Consider the following 20,671-nt stretch of genomic DNA (forward strand, 5'->3'; position numbering starts at 1 on the left):
CGTCACTGCACGGCGATCGGTGCGACAATGGAGCACGACGGACGGCTAACTGCTTATGAACTCCTCCAAGGCGATTAAAATTCTCCACCTGTCCGATATCCACATGGGAAGTGGGTTTTCCCACGGGCGAGTGAACCCGGAGACGGGAATTAATACGCGACTGGAAGATTTTGTCGCGACCTTGAGGCGTTGCATCGATCGCGCGATCGCCGAACCCGTCGATTTAGTTTTGTTTGGCGGCGATGCCTTCCCCGACGCCACCCCAGCGCCATTCGTGCAAGAAGCCTTTGCCAGCGAGTTTCGGCGGCTCGTCGATGCCGAAATTCCCACGGTGTTACTGGTGGGCAACCACGACCAGCACTCCCAAGGACAAGGGGGGGCGAGTTTGTGTATTTACCGGACGTTAGGCGTACCGGGCTTTATTGTCGGCGATTCCCTGCGGACGCACTGCTTGGAAACTCGTAGCGGTCCGGTGCAGGTGATTACCTTGCCGTGGCTGACGCGATCGACCCTGATGACGCGCAACGAAACAGAAGGGTTATCGCTGTCCGAGGTCAATCAACTGCTGGTAGAGCGCCTGCGGGTGGCCCTCGAAGGAGAAATAAGGCAATTGGATCCGGAGGTTCCGGTGGTGTTGTTGGCGCATTTGATGAGCGATCGCGCCGAACTCGGGGCCGAACGTTTTCTCGCCGTGGGTAAAGGGTTTACGATTCCCCTATCTACTCTCAGCCGACCGGATTTCGATTATGTCGCCCTCGGTCACGTCCACCGTCACCAAAATCTCAACCCGAGTAACGATCCCCCGATTGTTTATCCCGGGAGTATCGAACGGGTGGATTTTAGCGAGCAGAATGAGGAAAAAGGTTACGTTCTGGTGGAATTAGCGCGCGGATCGGCTCGCTGGGAGTTCTGTCCCCTCCCGGTGCGTCGTTTCTGTACGATTCGCGTCGATCTCTCGGAGGCTGAAGCGCCACAAGCCGAGTTAGAACGGGCGATCGCCCGTGCTTCCATTGGCGATGCCGTCGTCCGTTTGATCTACCAAATTCCGGGCGATCGCCTCGACGCGATCGACAATCTCGCCCTGCACGACTGCCTCGCCGACGCCCACAGCTACACGATCCAAGCCGAACTCGTCAGCCAATTGGCCCGACCTCGGGTTCCCGAACTCGGCGCCACTGGAGGCATCGACCCCATCGAAGCCTTGCAAACTTATATCGCCACCCGCGACGACCTCAAAGACCTCGAAGCGGATTTGCTCGAAGCCGCACGGGGACTATTAGCCGGAGAAGATAGCCTTCACCTCGGCGCCTCTTCCGGACGGGCAGAACAAGCGACTAGTTCGCAGTTGCGCTTGCTCTAGGCCAATGGAACGCTCAACTATTGAGAGCTAACAGAATCAACCCCACCCGCCGAGTCATTCTGGAAAGAGGCTGGCACCCAAAACCTCCGTATCCAACGCCCTTTAGCTTTTACTTTTTGGCTAAGAGCGAATCGACCGGGGTTTTGCGCTTGCGAAGCACCAGTAACCCGGAAACTAACCCCAATCCGAGTAAGCTGGTCGGTTCGGGAATTTTGCGGGGTAAATCGACTTCGTACTCGTAAGACACCTTAATCCCGGCAGAGGCGATCGTATCGAAGACCGACCACATATTGCCGCCGCCGCGTCCGCCTGCCATCGAGGAGTCCTCGGTTTCCACTGTAAAATCGACTTGACCCGTGCCGACAAACATGGCGGCGAGTTCCGCTTGGGAGGGGGCGTCGATCTCGATCGCGGTGGTGTTGCTGGATGCCGTCTCGAAGGTTTCGCCGGAGGTTCCGTCGCCGTCGGTGCTACCGTCGTAGGCGGATAAGCCCGAGGTGGTATAACTTTCGTCAAAGCTGACGAACGACGCCAAACTACTCAAATCGAGGCCATCGGGCCCGGTAAAGGAAAGGTCGGCGGTGTACAACGCCATAAAATCGGCGGGGGTGGTTTCGTTGAGGTTTTCAACTTGCCACGACCCGTCCAAGGCGGCGCTAAAGTCGAGTTTGACCGTTTTGAGAATTCCTAAACTCGGGTCGAACTGTTCGATAAAGAGGTTTTCAACGCCGTTCGTTTGTCGGTTGGCAAACCCGGTTTCGTAGACGGGAGTCCATAGGGTACTGGCACGGGCAATACCACTGGGAAGCAATACCATCCCTGTGGCCAGGGTAAGTATTTTTAATTTGGACAGTTGTAAAAACATATTCGTGCCTTTCTATACAGACTCTCTATTTTCTATAGGGACTCAGAAAAGCGGGTGGGGCTTTTCTGTTGCTCTGTTCCGATCTCAGTATCGGTTTTGATAGGGGGGTTCTGCCGTGATGACGATCGCAGGAAAGAGCCGATCGCACAACCGCGCGGGCAGCGATATCGATCGCCTCTCACTCTGGGAAATCGGAAATTCCGGCTTTTTTCGGCGCGAAAAGAATGAATGAAAAAGCAGAAAAATTTTAAAAGCAGAAAAAGAGGGGGATACCCTAAATTGTAACTGATTTTTATCGGATCGAAGAGTTTAATTATAGATTTGCCCCGAGAAACTCAGAGCTAAGCGCCGCTTGGAATGCGGACGACGAGGCGATCGCGCCAAGCCAGCAAAGCGTTTGATTTGTGGCACCCTAGAACAGTAACGCTCCTGTTTTTTTCGCGAACAAAACTGGTGATTTGCCCTTCTCCCAAATTTCGATCGCTCCCCCGGCGCCATAGGTCGATCGTGGCGATCGCCGGACTGTGCGTCGCGATCGCTTGGCCGTCGGTTACCCTTGAAGACGGCTCGATCGCCTCCCCGGGGGCCCTCGGTCGTTGTGCGGATGCGGTCGCCGAAGCGATCTCAGAATCTTTGAGTGACGGACAGGTTCGCGAAATTGCCCGTCAAGTGACCGTGAGGATTTTCAGCGATGGCGGCGCCGGATCCGGGGCGATCGTCGATCGCGACGGCGACACCTACACTGTCTTGACGAACGATCACGTCCTCGACAACGAAGAAAATCCCGCTTATGCGGTGATGACCGCCGATGGGGAACGCTACGACGCCGAACGCTTGGAAACTCTCGATTTTGGCGATCTCGATGTCGCTGTAGTCCAGTTTCGCAGCGATCGCCCCTATCCGGTGGTCGAATGGGGGGATACGACGGCGATCTCCGTGGGCGATCGGGTTTACGCCTCCGGTTTTCCCAACTGGTATTTCTCGGACGATTCCCTGACCAGTACCCGAGATTGGGGAACCAAAGCTTACCGTTTGACCACGGGCGAAATCGGGATGTACTCGGCGCGATCGCTCGAACGCGGTTACCAACTCGGCTATACCAATGACATTCAAAATGGCATGAGTGGCGGTCCGGTTTTAGATGCGTCCGGTCGCTTAATTGCCATCAACGGACGCTTGAAATATCCCTTACTCGGAATCGATGTTTTTAAGTTTGAAGATGGAACTCAACCTTCCGTGGAATTATTCAAACAAATGGAGTCGTTAAGTTGGGCAATTCCATCGTGTCGCATTCGAGAGAGATTCTAGATTTTAGATTCTAGATTTTAGATTTTAGATTCTTGTTGGGTTCGGGGCGATTTCCTGGGGTTTTTCGGGGAATAGACCGCAGAAACAGGATCCGACATCAATGATTGATTTTCGATCGAGAATAGCTAAAATCTATCTTCAGATCGCGGGCTCAGTCGAGGTCGCCGTGGGGGAGTCAGCAAACAACTCCGCGATCGCTCCGGGTCAGATTGAGGGAAGGCGATCGCACCGCTTCAGATAAATTAACATAATTTAAACTCTGACCGGGGAACAATTGGCAGGTGAAGGCGGTCGGATGTCCAAACATTTTTTGAAAACCGCTCCATTCATCGAAATGGGGCGGGAGAGAGTTGGGCGCTTAAAAACCCCAGGCTGAATTTAAAGCTTTGCAAATACAACAAAATAGAACCTACTCCGGAGTTGATTTATTTGTTGGTGGCGAATAAAAAACATCCGGAAAATTCGATTATTTGGGGCTTATTTAGGAGGACGATCCAAAAATCTGCTGTAGTAATAAACAAGCTGAAAGGTTATACAAGTAGAGTTCAATTATGAACAAATTTACCTATCCAATATTATTGACGACAATTGGCCTAATTAGTGCTACGAGCTTAACCATTCAAGCTGACGGTCGCTGGCAAGCGGGAAACCGCGCGATCGCCGAACAAAGCAGTTTAAATCGAGAAGCGATCGCCCAACAAAGCATTCTCTACGTCGATCCCAAACGAGGTAACGATTCGCCCAGCGACGGACGCAGCGAAGCCAAACCCTTGCGAACGATTAGCGCCGCTTTAGAACGCGCCACCTCTGGAACCACCATCCAGCTTGCTCCCGGTCGTTACAGTGCGGGAGAAAACTTTCCCCTAGAAGTGAAAAGCGGTGTCATTTTGCGTGGGGACGAATCGCAACACGGCGAACGAGTAGTAATTACCGGAGGCGGCGATCGCCTGACACGCAGTTGGGCCAAACAAAATATCACGATCGCGGCGGGAAATAACAGTCAGATTCTCGGGGTTACCGTCACCAATCCCAACACCCGAGGAACGGGAATTTGGGTAGAAAATACCAATCCGACGATCCGCAATAGCACCTTTGTCAACAACAATCGCGAGGGAATTTTTGTTTCGGGAACGGGAAATCCGACGATCGAAAATAATAAATTTACCTACAACGGCGGCAATGGAATTTCGGTGACGCGCGACGCGAGTGGACAAATTATCGGCAATGAATTTCACGATACCGGATTTGGCTTGGCGATCGGTCACAATTCCACGCCGATGATTGCCAATAACCAAATTCGCCAGAACCGAATTGGCATCGTCGTCACCCAACAAGCGCGCCCGGTGTTGCAAGGAAACACGATCGAAAATAATACGGATTACGGCTTGGTGGCGATCGCCCAATCCCAGCCCCAAATTGCCTCAAGTAACGTATTTCGCGGCAACGAACGCACGAATCAACTGATTACCCGAGGGCAACAAGATACGCCCCCGACACCGGACGATCGCCTCTCCCATAACACCCAATTTAGTTGCGAACCTTACGGAAACGGCTACGCGACGATCGCCCATAAAACGCTCGCATCGATTCCCCAACCGATGATTACTTGGAATAATCGGGAATTCGATACGCCACAAAATCGCTGTAGCGAAGTGACGCAAAAATTAAATCAATTAGTGGTGAATCATGGCGGTCAGTTAGATCGAATGCTGTTTGCGACCGGACGGGTGAATAACTCCAAAGTGGTCTGTTTGGTCGATGACGTGCGCCAAAGTTGCCAACCGGAGAACATGCTATTTAATTTGAGCGGTGACAACGCCAGCAATCCCGCCGAAGTGTTGCGCCGATTAGTTGCGTTTAGCGTGCAAGGTAAAGGCAATCCGGTGCAGGAATTGGGAGAAGAAGCGATCGCCCCTCTCGAATCGGTCGCGCGCAATTTAGAACCGGAATTGGGCTTGTGGTTCGTGAATCAAGGAGAGATCTGACGTTGTAATCCTCAATCATCGCGGGTTCGCGATCGCGGTCGATGGCGAACCCGCCATCGATCTCTATGAATCAAAACTCTTTTGTCGGCGCGATCGCCTTGGGCGCCTGCGTGGCGATCGCCGTTTCCGAAATTGCCGTCTTCGCCCTGACTCCGGCGCAAGTCAACGATATCGCCGCCCAAGTGTCCGTGTTGATCGGTCCCAATTTGACCGCCAAAGGCAATCGGGCGATCGTCGAAGGGGAAAAAACGGGCAGTGGGGCGATCGTCGCGCGCAGTGGTAATACCTATTATGTGGTCACGGCGTGGCACGTCGTCTGGCGGACGGGTGGGTTCCACGCGATCGTCACTCCCGACGGACAAGTGCATTACGTCGATGCGTCTGAAGGGAGTCCGGACGCGATCGGGTTCGGGCGTCTCGACCCGGAAAGCGAACGGGCGATCGTCGGTTCGGATCTAGCTCTGTTGCGGTTTCGCAGCGATCGCGATTATCCCGTCGCCTCCGTGGGCAGCCAAAAGGTGCAATCCGGTGACACTGTGTATATTAGCGGTTGGCCGAATCCGGACGATTTACGTCGCACGAGGCGCGATCGCACTTTCAGTGCCGGGGCGATCGCCCAAGTCGTCAACCCGCCCTCTGCCGATGGCGGTTACAGTTTACTCTACGACAACCGTACCCGCAGTGGCTTGAGCGGCGCCCCTATTTTTAACGCCGACGGTGAATTGATCGGCATTCACGGACGGGGCAAAGGGGTAGAAAATAACTGCTCGACCCCGGAAATCAACGCCCGTCACAGTTGTGGGATCGCGATCGATCGCTTGATCGCCGCCACCCGCGATCGCGGGCTGTCCGTCGCCTTCAATCGCACGCCGCCGAGGTTGGCGATCGATCGCGACCGTCCCCCGGTTCAAGCTCCCGCGAATCCGACGCCCCCGCCCGTTTCGCCCTCCCCCTCGGCGACTGCTGCGAAGGTTCCCGATTCCACTCATACCGTCTATTACGTCGATCCCTTGCGGGGTAACAATAGCGCCAGCGCTGGAAACAGCCCGGATAACCCTTTTCGCACGATTTCTTACGCGATCGACGGCGCCCGACCGGGAACGGTGATTAACCTCGCCCCCGGTCAATATAGTAGTGGCGAAACTTTTCCCTTGATTCTCAATCGTGGCGTTATTCTGCAAGGGAATGAAGGTCAACAAGGGGAAGGGATTGTAATTCGTGGCGGCGGTTTTTATTCGACGCGCAGCGCGGCGAATCAAAATTTAACTATTTTAGGGTTAGCAGATACTCAAATTGTGGGAGTAACGATTAGTAATCCTAACCCGGAAGGAACGGGGGTCTGGATTGAAGATAGTGCGGAGGCGATCGTCCGGAATAATACATTTATGAATAACGGACGGGATGGGATTTATGTGGGCGGTAGTGCCAATCCTACCATTGAAAATAATCGGTTTACGAATAGTCGAGGTAGTGGAATTTCTATGGATCGCAATGCGACTGGAGAAATTCGCAATAATTTATTTGTCAATCTGGGAGTGGCGATCGCGATCGGCGGGGATTCGTCGCCGACGATCGCCGCCAATCAAGTGCGCGCTAACGAGACGGGAATAGTGGTCTCGGAAAGCTCTCGACCGAGATTACAGGGGAATTTGGTCGATAATAATCGCGAGTACGGACTGTTGATTTTAGAGGGGGGTCAGCCGGAGGTTAGGGAGGATAATTTATTTGAAAATAATGCGATCGCCGATCGGTTGAATGCACCGACGGAAGCGTGGGAATCCGACGGTTTTTCGCAAAGTTCAGAACAAACTTTATTCGCTTGTTTGGAATATAACGGCCAGTTGGCAACGTTTGTTAAAACGGGAGTCGATTCGATCCCACAACCGTCGATCGCCTGGGAAGATAGTGAATTGGGTTCGGCTCTCAATCGCTGTCGTTTGGTAACGCCGAGTTTAAATCGAATTGTGGCGCTCAATAACGGCAATCCGAACGGGATCTTTTTGGCAACGGGTCGGGTGAATAATAATAATGCGATTTGCGCGATCGAGGGCGCGCAAGGGGTTTGTCGCGATGAAAATGTGTTGTTGTATTTGAGTGGAGAGGAACAGCGAAATCCGAGTGAGGTGTTACGAAATTTACTGATTTTGGATCGCACTCAAGGGCGAGGAAATCCGGTGCAAGAGGTAGAAACGGGGGCGATCGTGCCGTTGGCTTTTTGGGGCGATCGCGTGCAACCGGAACCGGGATTGTGGTTTACCGATTGAGGGACGATCGATCGGCGATCGATGGGCGATCGATCGTTGACGGGACAGAAGGAACCGATGGGGCGGCGATCGCTCGATGGCTCGCCATTTCGCAGAGATTTTACGGAACCTCCAGCAGAGTTCATCGACTCTTTAAATAGAACTCAGTGAATCTACGGTATAACAACATTTGTCAGCTACATCAGGGGAATCGTCATGGCTAGAAACACTGGGTTTTCAGGCGCGAAATGCAACGGGGTGTCGCCGTCCGTGCCAGTTTTCCGTAGTGCAGACGCCGGGAAGATCGCTCGCCAGCTAGAGAGTCGCCATTGTGCGGGTTGTGACTTGAACGGCGCCAATTTATCCGAACGGGACTTAAGTGGTGCGAATTTGGGATTTACGAACCTCAGCAGCGCCACTCTGCGCGGGACGAATTTGAGGGGAGCCAATCTCAACAGTGCGGACCTCAGCAGCGCCAATCTCTACGATGCCAATTTGGCGGATGCTCATTTAGGTAATGCGGATCTCAGTGGCGCCGATTTGAGTTTTGCGCGGTTAAAGGGCGCTCATTTGACAAATGCGGATCTCAAAGGTGCGAACTTGAAAGGGACGAATTTGAGCGGTGCTAATTTACGGTTTACGGATTTGCGCTTTGCGGACTTGCGCGGTGCGGATTTGAGTGGTGCGGATTTGCGCTTTGCCGATTTGCGCTTTGCGGATCTGCGTTTTGCCCATTTGCACCATACCATTTATAACGAAAATACGATTTTTCCCGATCGCTTCGATCGCGCAACCCCTGGATTGCAGTGTGAAAGCCGTGACGCCGAAGATCGCCGCAGTTGCAATTTAGAAAAACGGGTTGACGATTCGGTCTTGTCGCAATTTTTAAACTTCCGCCTGTTTTCTTGCAAACAGAAAAAAGTTTCCTGAATTTTGAATCGAATTTTGGGCGATCGAAGGGCTTGAAATTAATTCTCAACAGTTGAGCCAGACTCGGCGCGATCGCTCCTCTTTTCGATCGTCAAAAACTAAATCGTCAACACCTAATTTTTCTCTAGAACTCATTGTTGGGTTCGATCCGATCCATTTTCAAAGAAAATCGACGATCGATCGCCCTCCGAGGGATCCCCTCCCTCCTTCTCACACCATCGCCCGTTCCGTCGCGTGCTTGCGGTAGCGGTAGTAAGCCGCACAAGCCCCTTCGGAAGAGACCATCGGCGCGCCGAGGGGATGTTCCGGGGTGCAGGTGGTACCGAACGCGGGGCAGTCGTGAGGCTTCTTGACCCCTTGTAAGATTTCGCCACTGATACAATCCGGGGATTCGCTGCTGCGGACGTGACCGAGGTCGAAACGACGTTCGGCGTCGAACTCGGCATATTCCGGGCGCAGTCCCAAACCGCTTTGGGGGATTTCGCCGATGCCGCGCCACTGGCGGGGGATGACTTGAAACACTTGCCTGACGAGCTTTTGAGCGGTGGGGTTGCCTTGATAGCGGACGGAACGGGTATATTGATTTTCGACTTCGGCGCGTCCTCGTTCCAGTTGTTGCACGCACATGTAAATCCCTTGGAGGATATCGACGGGTTCAAATCCGGTGACGACGATCGGCACTTGATATTTAGGGGCGATCGCCTCATATTCGCTATACCCCATCACGGTGCAGACGTGACCCGCTGCCAGGAACCCTCGCACGGCACAATTGGGAGCGGATAAAATCGCTTCCATCGCCGGGGGGACGAGGACGTGAGAGACGACCGTCGAGAAATTGGCAATTTGCTGCAGGCGCGCTTGATAGACGGCCATGGCGGTCGCGGGGGTGGTGGTTTCAAAGCCGACGGCGAAGAATACTACCTGCTTGTCCGGGTTGTCTTTGGCGAGTTTGAGACAGTCGAGGGGGGAGTAAACGATCCGCACGTCGCCGCCGTCGGCTTTGACGCCGAGGAGGTCGGTGTCGCTACCGGGAACGCGGAGCATGTCGCCGAAGGAACAAAAGATAACCTCCGGACGCTTGGCGATCGCGATCGCCCGATCGATCGAGCTGACGGGGGTGACGCATACCGGACAGCCGGGGCCGTGAATTAAGGTAATTTCCGGCGGCAATAACTCGTCGATGCCGAATTTGACGATCGCGTGGGTTTGACCGCCGCAAATTTCCATGATCGTCCACGGACGGGTGACGAGTTCGGCGATCGCGCGGGCGTAATCCCGGGCTAAGTCGGCGTTGCGATATTCTTCTACATATTTCATGGCTACTCGCTCTCTCTCTGATTGTGAGATTATTTTTCCCATCCACGGATTTAACCGATTTTTTTCGGCGGTTGAGCCAACATTTTACTCATCGGCCAAATATCAAACCACCATTGATCTTTCGGACGTCGGAACGTCTTATCGACCATGCGCGGCATCAAGCTGAGGTCGATAAATTTGACCTGACCGCCTTCAACCCCCATAAACGCTCCGGCGGGATTGGGTTTTTGGGCTTCGTCGATTAAGAAATCGAGCCCTTTTTCCGCGAGTCGGGTGGCTTGGATGCGATCGAACGGGGTGGGGTCGCCCCCTTGTTGCAGGTGTCCGAGAATTGCCTGTCGGACTTGAAAGACTTCGCGCCCTTCTTCGGCAAACAGGGAACAAATAAAGTCGGTATTGTAAACCGGGTGGGCGTTTTCGTTGCAGACGATCAGACCGACGCGCTTGCCGTGTTTGAAGCCTTCGATCAGGTCGGTGATATCTTTTTGCAGGTCCGTGAGGGTAATTTGTTCCTCGTGGATGTAAACCCGTTCGGCCCCGGTCGCCAAGCCACTCATGACGGCGAGATAACCGCAGTAACGTCCCATCACTTTGACGACAAAACAACGGTTGGAGGCGACGGCGGATTGTTTGATTTTATCGACGGCTTCGATGATGTTGTTGAGGGCCGTATCGGTGCCGATGCTCAATTCGGCGCCGGGGAGGTTGTTGTCGATGCTGGCGGGGACGCAGAGCATGGGGATGTTGAAGGCGGGGAAGGTATCGCGCTGGGAGTAAAGCTGGTAAATGGCTTCGTATCCGGCCCAACCGCCAATCATGAGTAGACCGTGGATGTCGTGGGCTTCCAACTGGCGGGCAATTTGGTAAAAGTCGCGCCCTTCGGGCAGTTTGCGGCTGGTTCCCAGTTCCGAGCCCCCAGTGGTGGCCCAGCCGCGAACGCTCAGCCAGCCGAGTTCTTTGATGCTGCCGTCGATCAGGCCGCGAAAACCGCGATCGATGCCGAGCATGGTGTGACCGCGATCGATGCCGAGGCGGACGGCGGCGCGGACGGCGGTGTTCATGCCGGGGGCGGCGGCGCCGCAGTTGAGGACGGCGATCCGCCGGGATTGACGATCGCTCGATGGGGTATGGGGAGCGGCTTGCATCAAGGTTTGGAAGGTGTGGCAGGCGTCTTTAAAACTGTTGCCGCGCAGGTCCATGGCGCGCTCGTACTCGCCGTTGGCGATCGCCTCGGCGACGACGTGGGTTTGTTGGACGCAGTGCATCAGGGGCGATCGCACGATGCGGTTGCCGTGCATCCCGATCAGCAGGGGTTCGGGATGGGGTTCGTCTTTGAGAATTTCGTCAACGGCGGCGCAACCGAGCAAGGTGCTGAGGTTGCGATCGAAGGCGCTGGGAGACCCGCCGCGTTGGACGTGACCGAGGATCGTCACCCGCGCGTCTTCGCCGAGGCGTTCTTCGAGGACCTGTTTGATGCGATCGCTCGAAATCGGATTGCCGTCACTGTCGCGGGACCCTTCGGCGACGATGACGATCGTGTCCCGGCGTCCGGAGTCGCGTCCGGCTTTGAGGACGCTACACATTCGATCTTCCCAGGAACCGTTATCTTGCGGCGGTTGTTCCGGAATCATCACCCAGTCGGCCCCGGTGGCGATCGCCCCCATCAAGGCCAAATAGCCGCAATTGCGCCCCATCACTTCGACGACAAAGGTGCGCTGGTGGCTGGCGGCGGTGGAGGAAATCGCGTCTACCGCTTCCGTAATCCGGTGTAAAGCCGTATCCGTGCCGATCGTCATGTCGCTGCCGTACATGTCGTTGTCGATCGAAGCGGTCAGCCCGACGATCGCGAGCTGGGGATAGGCGGCAGCTTCTTCCGGGCGAATTTCGCCATTTTCGACTAATTCCTTCAGTAATTCCGGCCATTCGCGCCGGAAGAGGTCGGCCCCGGTGAGGGTGCCGTCACCACCGATCGCCACGAGGCGATCGATCCCTTCGCGGATTAAGTTGCGGGCAGCCCGGCGGCGACCTTCCCGAGTTTTAAAGGCCAAACTGCGCGCGGTTCCGATAATCGTTCCTCCTTTTTGGAGGATACCACTGACTTCGTGCCAGGAGATCGGACGGATGCAGGCTTGTTGCGGCAGGCTGACATTGCCCATAAACGGTTCGTTGTCGCGACTCGAAGGCGCCGGGAGGGGGCATTCTCCCCCTTCCACCATGCCTTGGTAGCCTTCGTAAATGGCGTAGACTTCCGCCCCTTTGGCGAGGGCCGCGCGGACTACCGCCCGGACGGCGGCGTTCATTCCCGGCGAGTCGCCGCCACTGGTGAGAACTCCGAGACGTTTTTTCTCCTGCACGATCTATCTCCCAACTTTGCTGACAATGACGACGGTGACGACCCCTCAGCTTGCACCTCAGACCGAAACCAGAAAAATTTTATCGTCCTCACCCCCTCCCGATCCCGATCGCCGGGTGGATCGCCGAGGCGAATTTGTGCGGTTCCGATGGCCGCGATCGCCCGCGTCAAGCGCCGTCAAGGCCGATCGAACCCTCGGCGGAACCCGCCGGGGATGTCAGGATTTTTAGGTTTTTTTTCGGGATCGATCGCCGCGCGAGCCTAGAGACTGGACTGACTCGCTTCTTCCACCGTCGCCACTTCCACTGTCGGCGCTGGCGGTTGGGGAGTATTCCAAGCGCTCGGGTCGCCGACGTAAATCCCCAGCGATCGCGCGCTTTGTACCATAAAGCCGTTGGAGTCCACCGGGGACGGACAGCGCTGCTGTTGGTGCGCTTGGGAAATCAGGGCGATCGCCTGTTCTAACGGCTTGCTCTCGACTTTGCCCCCTTCCCACACCACGAGGCGGTTGTATTGTTCGCGATCGATCAGTTGCACCGCTTTGATGCCGAAACTGGTCGCCAACAGGCGATCGAACGAAGACGGCGTCCCACTGCGCTGCAAGTGACCCAACACCGTCACCCGGGTATCGACTTCCTGCATCCCGCAAAACTCGATCGCGTCGCGATCGCACAAGTGTTTGCTGTACGCCTTAATTTGCTTCGCCACGTAATCCCCGATCGCCCGCGACTGGCGCCGATCCTGGTGCTTGACCCCTTCCGCCACCACCACTAAGGCGAATTTGCGCTTTTCCTGGTGCAAGCGCGCAATTTTATGGCAAATATTATGCACGACCTCCTCATTGACGATCGGGGTCAGTTCGGGAATCAAAATCACGTCCGCCCCCCCGGCAATCCCGGCATGAAGGGCCAAATGTCCCGCATCTCGTCCCATCACTTCCACCACCATCACCCGTTCGTGAGAAGCGGCGGTAAAGGTCAAATCGTAAAGCGCCTCGGTCACCGTATCCACTGCCGTATCGAAGCCCACGGAGCGTTCGGTAAACGGCACGTCGTTGTCAATGGTTTTCGGCACCCCGATCAGCTTCCACTGTCCTTTTTGGGCGAGTTGGTACAGAATTTCCAAACTTCCGTCGCCGCCGACCCCGATCAGGGCGTCGAGTTCCAAACGGTTATATCCTTGTATAATTTTCTCGGCGATCTCGGGATCTCCCGTGTTGCCTTTACTCAACGATCCGAGGACGCTACCGCTTAGAAATTGCAAGACATCTAGCCCCTGCAGCAGTCCGGGGATGTCGTAGCCGTGTTCGTACAGTTTCAGGTCTTCCGGCTGGCGATCGCCGTTGGCAATGTCGATAAAACCGTCCGTTCCGTAAGGAATCCCGTAGACTTCCCAGCCTTTATGCGAAGCGCATTTGACCACGGCACGGATCACCGCGTTCAATCCCGGACAATCGCCTCCACTGGTGAGAATCCCGATCCGTTTTTTCGACGAATTATTCATAAACTATGCTTAAAATGACAAGACGCTGTTTTTCTAATTTAACAAGGAATCAATCCCTTGCCAGCCCGCTATGTCGTTAAAATTACATTCTTTTCAAAAACTTAAGATCTTGTTGTTAAAGCCAAAAACTGCTCATTTTAACCCTGTTTTTTCGATCGCCCCCTCGGCAAAAAAACCAATCTATCTTCTTAATAAAAACTAAAACTACAAATTTCTTGATTCTCGATTGTAGGGATTGGATCGCCCCTACAATTCTACCTTCAAAAAGCCGTTAAAAAGTCGTTTCGATCCCTCTTTCCCGTGCGATCGCCCCCGGAGGAGGGTAGATTTTTCGGCCAAAGCCAGAGACAATCGAGATGAACACCCACGATTGTCAGATTGTATGCAGACCAACGATCTAAAACTCGGTTTGACCCGCGCGCAACATTTGTGGATTGCTGGGGCCATTTGGACCCTCGTCGGAACGGGGTTGCTGACAATGGGATTAGTTTTCTGGTTTCACTTCCCTTATTTAGGATTCCTCGACCGCACCCATTTACTCGGAGGATTCGCCGCCGTCACCGTCGGTTCGATCAAAGGAAAACTGATTCTCGATCGCACCGCCAACCGCGTCATCGATCGCGTCGAAACCCTCGACGAACCCAACCCCTTTAAAAGCATCTTTCAGATGTTCGGCGCCAAAACGATCGCCCTGATTTTCGCCATGATGGGAATCGGGATCGTCTTGCGCCTCGCCGGGGTCAGCTTTGAAGTGCGCGGTCTGATTTACATCGCCGTTGGAACGGCCCTGGTCTGGAGTTGCCGCCGTTATTGGATTTCGTCCTTCCAGCCCCCCGTCGCCGCCGATGAGTAACCCCCCCTCGATCGCCTCGACCGCCGCCCGGATAGACGGGCGGGATTTAAACCGACTCGGCGCGATCGCTCGTGAGATCGCTTGGGGCGCTGCCGATATACTCGTCCCCCACCACGGCAACGCCACCGGAGGCTTGCGGGTTCGTCACCAAGCGGACGGCCCGGTGACCAGCGCCGATTTGGCCGCCAGTCACTACATTTTGCAACAATTGCGCGTCGCCGTCGGTAGTCAAGACTACGCCTTCGTCAGCGAAGAAACCTACAAACTCGATCCCGACTCGCGCGATCGCTGTCGCCACGATTGGGTCTGGATTATCGACCCGATCGACGGGACGCGATCGTTCATTCACGGCGATCCCAACTACGCCATTCATATCGCCCTCGCTTACCGAGGGCGTCCGGCGGTCGCCGTGGTCGCCATTCCCGCCGCCGACAAGCTCTATTACGCCCACCTCGGCGGTGGGGCGTTCCTCGAAACCCGCGACGGACAGCAAACTCGGGTCCGCGTTTCCCCGCGCGATCGCCTCCAAGAGTTGTGCGTCGTCACCCGTCGCTCCGATCGCGACAGTCGCTTGTATCAATTGTTGGCTCACCTTCCCTGTCGTCACCGCCCGCAACTCGGGAGTATCGGTTGTAAGATGGCCGCTTTGATCGAAGGCAACGGCGACGCTTATATTTCTCTGTCCGGTCGAACCGCTCCCAAGGACTGGGATTTGGCCGCGCCGGAATTGATTTTGACCGAAGCGGGGGGACGATGTACCTATCTCGACGGTACGCCGTTGCAGTACAATCGCGCCGATATCAGTCAGTGGGGTTGCGCGATCGCCTCCACCGGAGGCTGTCACGACGCCCTGCGATCGGCGATCGCGCGGGGGTTGAGTGAGATCGATCGCCGCCGCAGCCAGATCGGGTCTAGATAGAATCCGCGATCGCCTCGGAGTTAGGGAACCTTTTTCTCGGCGACGACCGCATAAAACGGATCGCCACCTCCCATTCCCAATAATTGCAAAATCGTGGGAACCTCCGACTGACGGGCGATCGCCTCTACTTCCCCAAAGCCTTCGACCGAGTTAAAATAACCTTTGACTAATTTCAAGCGATCGCCCTCACTTCCGTCCCGCCAAGCTTGAATCGCCTTTTGATAAAACATCCGATTCGAGAAACTGACGATCGCCACCCCTCCCGGCTTGAGAACGCGCAGCATTTCCCCAAAAATAATTTCCGGCTGTTGCAAATACTGCACGGATACCGCGTTGAGAACCGCATCAAAACGGTTATCTTCTAACGGTAAAATCGGGTTTTTATTCAAATCCTGCACGAAATATTCGTCAAAACACCGGTTTTTTGCCAACTCTTCCTCATTGAGTCCGTGTCCCACCACCCGGGAAAATTCCAGATCGTCGGGAAGGTGAGACACCCAAGAACTCATTAAATCGAGAATTTCCGCCTTCGGTCGCAGGCGATCGCGGTATAACTGGGTGAGGCGATCGATAAATCCATTATCGACATGGGTGACGAATCGGGGATAAGCATAAAAGAGGCGATCGTCACTTTCATCCAACTTAGTTCGCTGATTCGGTTTGAGTTGCATCGTTTACCCCTCCGTTCGATTTTATCTCAATATTTTAAGCGAAGGATTGACAAAAATCGAAAAGATAGGACACGGCAATGCCGTGTCTCTACGGAAATATAGGGTTAGATAATGACTGAATTTTAGACCCCATTGGATCGATTTGCACCGACGGGCGATCGCCCTTATATTAATTCGCAGAACTAGCGATTTCATCGGTTTTTGCCGCCATAATAAAATCGTTGCGGTGCAATGCCGAAATCGTATGCGTCCACCAGGTTACCGTCACTTTTCCCCATTCAGTCAATAAGGCGGGATGGTGTCCTTCCGCTTCTGCTAAATGACCGATTTGATTGGTAAATGCGAGGGCTTCTTTGAAGTTTTTAAAAGCATAGGTTCGCTGCAGTCGTGGTTCTCCCTCGACTTCAATTAAATTCCACTCCGGAATTTGCGGTTTTAATTCGGCAATTTCTTCGGCATTTGCAGGTTGAGACTGCTTATTACACGCCGAGCATTTTTCTTGAGTTAAGGTAGCCATTGCAATTTTTAATCTCTTCAACTGCATTCTCAAACTATCATTTTTTGCGGCGATCTACCTCTTCCAAAAGTTAGAAAATTATCTTTTTTAATTTTAAAGCGATTGGCTTCCCGATCTCGCGATCGGCAGACAATACACCTATCTCGATCTTGGAGTGAACCCCACGAACAATAGAGAGAAGACTCAGTTAGTTTAGGGATTACAATAATGACATTCCCCAGGATTAGCGGTTTTTCGTCCTTGAGGAAACAAAACTTCCTGTTTGAATCCACATTTTTTACAGCCATGAATTTCAGCTAACATCAACGAAGTGGGTAAATGACACCACTCGCAAGGTAACCCCGCTTTGCGTTCGATAACATCAAATCCGGGCCAATCGCATTCGGGACAACTGCACTCTAATTTTCGGATTAAATCTAAGGTTGCTTGTTCGATAACTTGGAGACGTAAAGGATTGAAATGAGCGCGCATGTCGGTTTCTAAATGAACTTTTTTATCCGCCGATCGCGCGATCCCAGTTTCGATAATGTCTGCTAACTGTTCTGAATTGTTAATTCCTTTAAAAATCTCCTCATTCTCACGATCGCCCACGATCGCCACTAATCCATGTTCGGGAAATCCAATGTTTTCGGCAAATGCTAAGGCTTCCTCAACGGAAGAAACCCGCCGATGACTGTAGTTTGTTTTTGTAGAGATCGCTTCGCCAATCACTTCTAAGTCCATCGTGCGATCGTGCAGTAAAACCACTTCGCGATTGGAGGGTAAAAACGGGATGGCAGGATGGGGGCCAAAACTGCCTTCACTGGCGATCGCCAACGTTTCTCCCGTCAGTTCGATCGCCGCGATCGCCTTCAAGCGTGCCGTTTCGATTTGGGTTCCCTTACGCTTAATTTCCCGGGTAAACGTTCCAAAGCGATCGGTATTAAAGTTTTGCGGGACAATGCTGCGAATTGCCAATTTTTCCGCCAAAATTGGCGCGATCGCCCGTTCTTTGCGGTGCATGGTCGCGATCGCCGCTACCCGTTCTTTTAAAAAATCTGCGGTCATCATTAATCGATCTTTGACCTCCTTAATTGACAGGAATTTTAAAATTAAATTAGGGATTGTTTGAAAAAGTGTAAATTAGAATTTTTTATAAAAAGATTAATAAAAAGTTATGGCTCGACTTCCACGACTTCGCTATAATCGGCGATCGACCCATCAACACCTATCCACCCCAAACCGTGACTGAAAATTTTAATCTAAATCGTGAAATTCCCCCCGATTGGCACAGCAAACTTGAAGAAATTGCTCGTCTGAGACAGACATCGATCGATTGCATTGTAGCAGAGGCGATCGCGCAATATCTCGGTGAAGATACCCCACCCCACGATCGCCGTCTGGAGGTGCTAGAAAATCGTGTTTCTCAGTTAAGCCAAAATCTCGATCGCCTCCAGAAAATTTTATCTCAATTGCAACTGCAAAACTTATCCGACGATCGCGATCGGCCATTACCCCCCTCTCCCACGACTCCCACTGTTTCACCTCCTCCCAATTTCTCGCCGATGGATGAAGTCATTTACGACGAACCCGATGAAATTCTTTACGATTTTCTCGAACCGGAAGCAACGGAATAAGAATTATCGCGAATTTCCTACAGAAATCCATTCCATCTCAATTCGATCGTCGATTGCCATCCATCGACGATCTATCGTTCGATTCGTTTGAGTAAATGGTAAAAGGGATCCCAGTTGTCCTGTAAGGCGATCGGTTCCCAAACCGCCTCAATTTCCGGACGGACGATCACTGTTTCTGGGTTGTAACAGGCCAAGCGTTCGGTCATCATCTCTAGTTCGTCTACAGAAATAAATTGCAGTAAATGGTAGTAACACTGCCGCCAATGAGTGACAACTTCTTCATCGGAGAAGTTCGGTAAAATTTGGTTTACATCGTCCCACCAGTGGCGATCGAACTGTTTGCGAATTTGCCAGAAAAACTCGTGATAGCCGACTTCTGTTTGCTGCAATAAGGCGATCGTTGTTTTTACTAACTCCGTCCCGGTTTCTTCTGGAAACCCTTCGGCGAATCCCAACTTTGCCAGCATCAAACGGCGATATTCTCGATTGTAATAATCGTAAAATGGTTCTAAAGCGGCGTCCATTTCTTGGGAGTCGGCGATCGCGCGCAAAGGCACTTGTAACATTTGTAAATTCCAGCGACAAATCGGCGCTTGGTTGCCGTAACTGTAACGTCCGAAATAGTCGAAATAAGCGGCAGTAAATTGAGGATCGTAACGAGGAATAAACGCATAAGGGCCGTAATCGAAACTTTCCCCAGTAATGGCCATATTATCGGTGTTGAGAACGGCATGACAAAAGCCTGCCGCCATCCACTGCGCCGCCAACTTTGCTACCCGCTTGACTAACTCGGCATAAAACAATATATATTTTTCGGTCGAACTCGGGCGATCGCCGGGTGCATAAGGAACGACCGGATCGGCGTTGGCGCGATCGACTTCGGGATAGTATTGCGCGATCGTGCGATCGACCAATTTGGCGATCAAATCTTTACGACCCAGATAGTGTAAGCGCTCGAAGGTTCCGAAACGAATGTGAGACTCACTCAGGCGCACCATCACGCAGGATCGCGTCGGCGAGGGTTCGTCCCCGCGCCACAATTGTTCCCCCGTTTCAATGACCGTCAAACAGCGCGATGTCCTCACCCCCATGCGATGCAGCATCTCCCCGGCTAGAACTTCCCGAACGCCACCTTTGAGGGTCAGGCGACCGTCTGCGGTGCGCGAATAGGGCGTCCTGCCGCTTCCTTTGGTACCGAGATCGTATAATTTACCATCCGTACCTCTGAGTTGGCCGTAAATAAAGCCGCGACCGTCGCCGAGTTGTGGGTTATACTCGCCAAATTGATAGCCGTGATAACGCAAAGCGAGAAACGGACGCACTCCCCGAAACTGTCCGAAGGCTTCGATCAAGTCGTCATCGCGGACGGTAGCCGGATTGAGGCCAATTTTAGCCAGCAAGTCATCATTGCGAAAACGCAACCGATGCAGGGGAAAATCGGCGGCAGTTACGATATCGTAATAGTCGTCCCCTAGGTTTTCTAGGAAGGGTTCGTAAGCGAGATCGAGCAGGGGATTGTCGGTCGCGGGGTTGGGGGTTTCCTCTAGAGTCATCAGTCCGATTTTGCCAGTGGTCTGTTTTGATTTTGCCAGGAAGTGCGATCGATCGCACGGTTGGGAATTTTAGATTTTAGATCTTGGATTTTAGATCTTGCTTTTCGTCTTCCTCGGCGTTGGTGAGGGAATCCGTTTTTACACGGGATACAGTTTATTTTAGGTCAATTTGGCGACGATCGATATAAGTTTGGCCAACAGACGTGATTGGGAAAGAGTTATATAGTAATTTTAAATAATTTGTAACCCAAGCAGGGAGCAATATGCTCCCACTTCCAAGGGTTGGGGGGTCACCTTGACTTGACTGATTTAGGACGGCTATATAGCAGTTTCTTAACTCCTTCAAATTCAGAAATTACCGAACTAAAAATTGGATTGGAAGGCCAATTCTCCCGTCGTCAATTCTCTGTGCTGACTCGCGAACGGCAATCCCGATTTTCCGACGATCGCGATCGCCGTTATATAATATAGGCAGATTACTCGATAAGCTGTCGTTGTTGGCAATGGCGAACCTCTAACGATTGTGGCAACCTGTCTCTGTACTGGTGCCGATTTGTTTGGGGATTTTTACTTACTTTTTAGCATTGCCCTGTTTTAGATCGTCATCTCCGTTGACGGACGGCAATGGAAGCCAAAAACTTCTCTATAGATCTCCGATTTTATACCGTATTTTGGCTT

19 protein-coding genes are annotated in these 20,671 nt (G+C 53.1%); 10 read left to right on the forward strand and 9 right to left on the reverse strand.

Features of this window, described 5'->3' with window-relative positions; all coding sequences use genetic code 11:
- Nucleotides 1–55 precede the first annotated feature (55 nt).
- Nucleotides 56–1,360: an exonuclease subunit SbcD gene (gene sbcD / locus HCG48_RS15630; protein WP_168569986.1), complete on the forward strand. Its 1,305-nt coding sequence runs from the start codon at nt 56–58 to the stop codon at nt 1,358–1,360.
- Between the two features lie 109 nt (nt 1,361–1,469).
- Here the strand turns inward: sbcD and HCG48_RS15635 are convergent, their stop codons facing one another.
- The gene (locus HCG48_RS15635) at nt 1,470–2,225 is read right to left on the reverse strand and encodes a choice-of-anchor E domain-containing protein (RefSeq protein WP_168571913.1); all 756 of its coding nucleotides are present in this window, start codon (nt 2,223–2,225) and stop codon (nt 1,470–1,472) included.
- 453 nt (nt 2,226–2,678) lie between these two features.
- On the opposite strand from HCG48_RS15635, the gene HCG48_RS15640 reads away from it, so the two are divergent.
- Nucleotides 2,679–3,533 (forward strand): S1 family peptidase, encoded by an 855-nt coding sequence (locus tag HCG48_RS15640; RefSeq protein ID WP_210437051.1) that lies wholly within the window; start codon nt 2,679–2,681, stop codon nt 3,531–3,533.
- A 175-nt stretch (nt 3,534–3,708) separates the two neighbouring features.
- Here the strand turns inward: HCG48_RS15640 and HCG48_RS26525 are convergent, their stop codons facing one another.
- Nucleotides 3,709–3,840 carry a hypothetical protein gene (locus tag HCG48_RS26525; protein ID WP_281362009.1) on the reverse strand — a complete coding sequence of 44 codons (132 nt, stop codon included), beginning with the start codon at nt 3,838–3,840 and terminating at the stop codon, nt 3,709–3,711.
- Nucleotides 3,841–4,084: 244 nt separating this feature from the next.
- Between HCG48_RS26525 and HCG48_RS15645 the strand changes: the two genes are divergently transcribed.
- The 3 genes from HCG48_RS15645 (at nt 4,085) to HCG48_RS15655 (ending at nt 8,691) form a co-directional block, all read left to right on the forward strand.
- Complete coding sequence (locus HCG48_RS15645) at nt 4,085–5,518, forward strand: DUF1565 domain-containing protein (RefSeq protein ID WP_168569988.1); 1,434 nt, start codon at nt 4,085–4,087, stop codon at nt 5,516–5,518.
- A gap of 65 nt (nt 5,519–5,583) precedes the next feature.
- A complete protein-coding gene (locus tag HCG48_RS15650; RefSeq protein ID WP_168569989.1) occupies nt 5,584–7,782 on the forward strand; it encodes a DUF1565 domain-containing protein in 2,199 nt (732 codons plus the stop codon).
- Between the two features lie 195 nt (nt 7,783–7,977).
- A complete protein-coding gene (locus tag HCG48_RS15655; RefSeq protein ID WP_168569990.1) occupies nt 7,978–8,691 on the forward strand; it encodes a pentapeptide repeat-containing protein in 714 nt (237 codons plus the stop codon).
- A gap of 210 nt (nt 8,692–8,901) precedes the next feature.
- Here HCG48_RS15655 and hypD read toward each other — a convergent pair whose 3' ends face one another.
- Together hypD and HCG48_RS15665 are read right to left on the reverse strand one after the other, a co-directional pair.
- Complete coding sequence (gene hypD / locus HCG48_RS15660) at nt 8,902–10,008, reverse strand: hydrogenase formation protein HypD (protein ID WP_168569991.1); 1,107 nt, start codon at nt 10,006–10,008, stop codon at nt 8,902–8,904.
- A 50-nt stretch (nt 10,009–10,058) separates the two neighbouring features.
- Nucleotides 10,059–12,362, reverse strand: a complete 2,304-nt coding sequence (locus HCG48_RS15665) for a 6-phosphofructokinase (protein WP_168569992.1) — start codon at nt 12,360–12,362, stop codon at nt 10,059–10,061.
- 16 nt (nt 12,363–12,378) lie between these two features.
- Here HCG48_RS15665 and HCG48_RS15670 point away from each other — a divergent pair, with 16 nt between their 5' ends.
- Nucleotides 12,379–12,591, forward strand: a complete 213-nt coding sequence (locus HCG48_RS15670) for a hypothetical protein (RefSeq protein ID WP_168569993.1) — start codon at nt 12,379–12,381, stop codon at nt 12,589–12,591.
- 31 nt (nt 12,592–12,622) lie between these two features.
- Here the strand turns inward: HCG48_RS15670 and HCG48_RS15675 are convergent, their stop codons facing one another.
- On the reverse strand, nt 12,623–13,864 hold the full coding sequence (locus HCG48_RS15675) for an ATP-dependent 6-phosphofructokinase (protein WP_168569994.1): 1,242 nt from the start codon (nt 13,862–13,864) through the stop codon (nt 12,623–12,625).
- Nucleotides 13,865–14,246: 382 nt separating this feature from the next.
- On the opposite strand from HCG48_RS15675, the gene HCG48_RS15680 reads away from it, so the two are divergent.
- Nucleotides 14,247–14,717, forward strand: a complete 471-nt coding sequence (locus HCG48_RS15680) for a hypothetical protein (protein WP_168569995.1) — start codon at nt 14,247–14,249, stop codon at nt 14,715–14,717.
- Complete coding sequence (locus HCG48_RS15685; RefSeq protein WP_168569996.1) at nt 14,710–15,636, forward strand: 3'(2'),5'-bisphosphate nucleotidase CysQ family protein; 927 nt, start codon at nt 14,710–14,712, stop codon at nt 15,634–15,636. The genes HCG48_RS15680 and HCG48_RS15685 overlap by 8 nt, the downstream gene beginning before the upstream one ends.
- Before the next feature lie 20 nt (nt 15,637–15,656).
- Here HCG48_RS15685 and HCG48_RS15690 read toward each other — a convergent pair whose 3' ends face one another.
- From HCG48_RS15690 to HCG48_RS15700, 3 genes are all read right to left on the reverse strand, one after another.
- Nucleotides 15,657–16,307 carry a class I SAM-dependent methyltransferase gene (locus HCG48_RS15690; RefSeq protein WP_168569997.1) on the reverse strand — a complete coding sequence of 217 codons (651 nt, stop codon included), beginning with the start codon at nt 16,305–16,307 and terminating at the stop codon, nt 15,657–15,659.
- 169 nt (nt 16,308–16,476) lie between these two features.
- Nucleotides 16,477–16,824, reverse strand: coding sequence for a 4a-hydroxytetrahydrobiopterin dehydratase (locus HCG48_RS15695; RefSeq protein ID WP_168569998.1), 348 nt, complete (start codon nt 16,822–16,824; stop codon nt 16,477–16,479).
- A gap of 192 nt (nt 16,825–17,016) precedes the next feature.
- Nucleotides 17,017–17,874, reverse strand: a complete 858-nt coding sequence (locus HCG48_RS15700; RefSeq protein ID WP_168569999.1) for a DUF6671 family protein — start codon at nt 17,872–17,874, stop codon at nt 17,017–17,019.
- 173 nt (nt 17,875–18,047) lie between these two features.
- On the opposite strand from HCG48_RS15700, the gene HCG48_RS15705 reads away from it, so the two are divergent.
- Nucleotides 18,048–18,440 carry a hypothetical protein gene (locus HCG48_RS15705; RefSeq protein ID WP_168570000.1) on the forward strand — a complete coding sequence of 131 codons (393 nt, stop codon included), beginning with the start codon at nt 18,048–18,050 and terminating at the stop codon, nt 18,438–18,440.
- A 71-nt stretch (nt 18,441–18,511) separates the two neighbouring features.
- Here the strand turns inward: HCG48_RS15705 and HCG48_RS15710 are convergent, their stop codons facing one another.
- Entirely contained in the window at nt 18,512–19,993 is a 1,482-nt protein-coding gene (locus tag HCG48_RS15710) for a protein adenylyltransferase SelO (RefSeq protein ID WP_168570001.1), read from the reverse strand.
- A 300-nt stretch (nt 19,994–20,293) separates the two neighbouring features.
- On the opposite strand from HCG48_RS15710, the gene HCG48_RS15715 reads away from it, so the two are divergent.
- On the forward strand, nt 20,294–20,464 hold the full coding sequence (locus HCG48_RS15715) for a hypothetical protein (RefSeq protein WP_168570002.1): 171 nt from the start codon (nt 20,294–20,296) through the stop codon (nt 20,462–20,464).
- The last annotated feature ends 207 nt before the right edge of the window (nt 20,465–20,671 follow it).

This window comes from Oxynema aestuarii AP17, from assembly GCF_012295525.1.
Lineage (GTDB): Bacteria > Cyanobacteriota > Cyanobacteriia > Cyanobacteriales > Laspinemataceae > Oxynema > Oxynema aestuarii.

Excerpts from the sequence above, each read along its gene's own strand:
- sbcD (WP_168569986.1), top strand. The coding sequence starts at position 56 with ATGAACTCCTCCAAGGCGATTAAAATTCTCCACCTGTCCGATATCCAC.
- HCG48_RS15635 (WP_168571913.1), bottom strand. The coding sequence starts at position 2,225 with ATGTTTTTACAACTGTCCAAATTAAAAATACTTACCCTGGCCACAGGG.
- HCG48_RS26525 (WP_281362009.1), bottom strand. The coding sequence starts at position 3,840 with ATGTTTGGACATCCGACCGCCTTCACCTGCCAATTGTTCCCCGGTCAG.
- HCG48_RS15645 (WP_168569988.1), top strand. The coding sequence starts at position 4,085 with ATGAACAAATTTACCTATCCAATATTATTGACGACAATTGGCCTAATT.
- HCG48_RS15650 (WP_168569989.1), top strand. The coding sequence starts at position 5,584 with ATGAATCAAAACTCTTTTGTCGGCGCGATCGCCTTGGGCGCCTGCGTG.
- HCG48_RS15655 (WP_168569990.1), top strand. The coding sequence starts at position 7,978 with ATGGCTAGAAACACTGGGTTTTCAGGCGCGAAATGCAACGGGGTGTCG.
- hypD (WP_168569991.1), bottom strand. The coding sequence starts at position 10,008 with ATGAAATATGTAGAAGAATATCGCAACGCCGACTTAGCCCGGGATTAC.
- HCG48_RS15675 (WP_168569994.1), bottom strand. The coding sequence starts at position 13,864 with ATGAATAATTCGTCGAAAAAACGGATCGGGATTCTCACCAGTGGAGGC.
- HCG48_RS15680 (WP_168569995.1), top strand. The coding sequence starts at position 14,247 with ATGCAGACCAACGATCTAAAACTCGGTTTGACCCGCGCGCAACATTTG.
- HCG48_RS15685 (WP_168569996.1), top strand. The coding sequence starts at position 14,710 with ATGAGTAACCCCCCCTCGATCGCCTCGACCGCCGCCCGGATAGACGGG.
- HCG48_RS15690 (WP_168569997.1), bottom strand. The coding sequence starts at position 16,307 with ATGCAACTCAAACCGAATCAGCGAACTAAGTTGGATGAAAGTGACGAT.
- HCG48_RS15695 (WP_168569998.1), bottom strand. The coding sequence starts at position 16,824 with ATGGCTACCTTAACTCAAGAAAAATGCTCGGCGTGTAATAAGCAGTCT.
- HCG48_RS15700 (WP_168569999.1), bottom strand. The coding sequence starts at position 17,874 with ATGATGACCGCAGATTTTTTAAAAGAACGGGTAGCGGCGATCGCGACC.
- HCG48_RS15710 (WP_168570001.1), bottom strand. The coding sequence starts at position 19,993 with ATGACTCTAGAGGAAACCCCCAACCCCGCGACCGACAATCCCCTGCTC.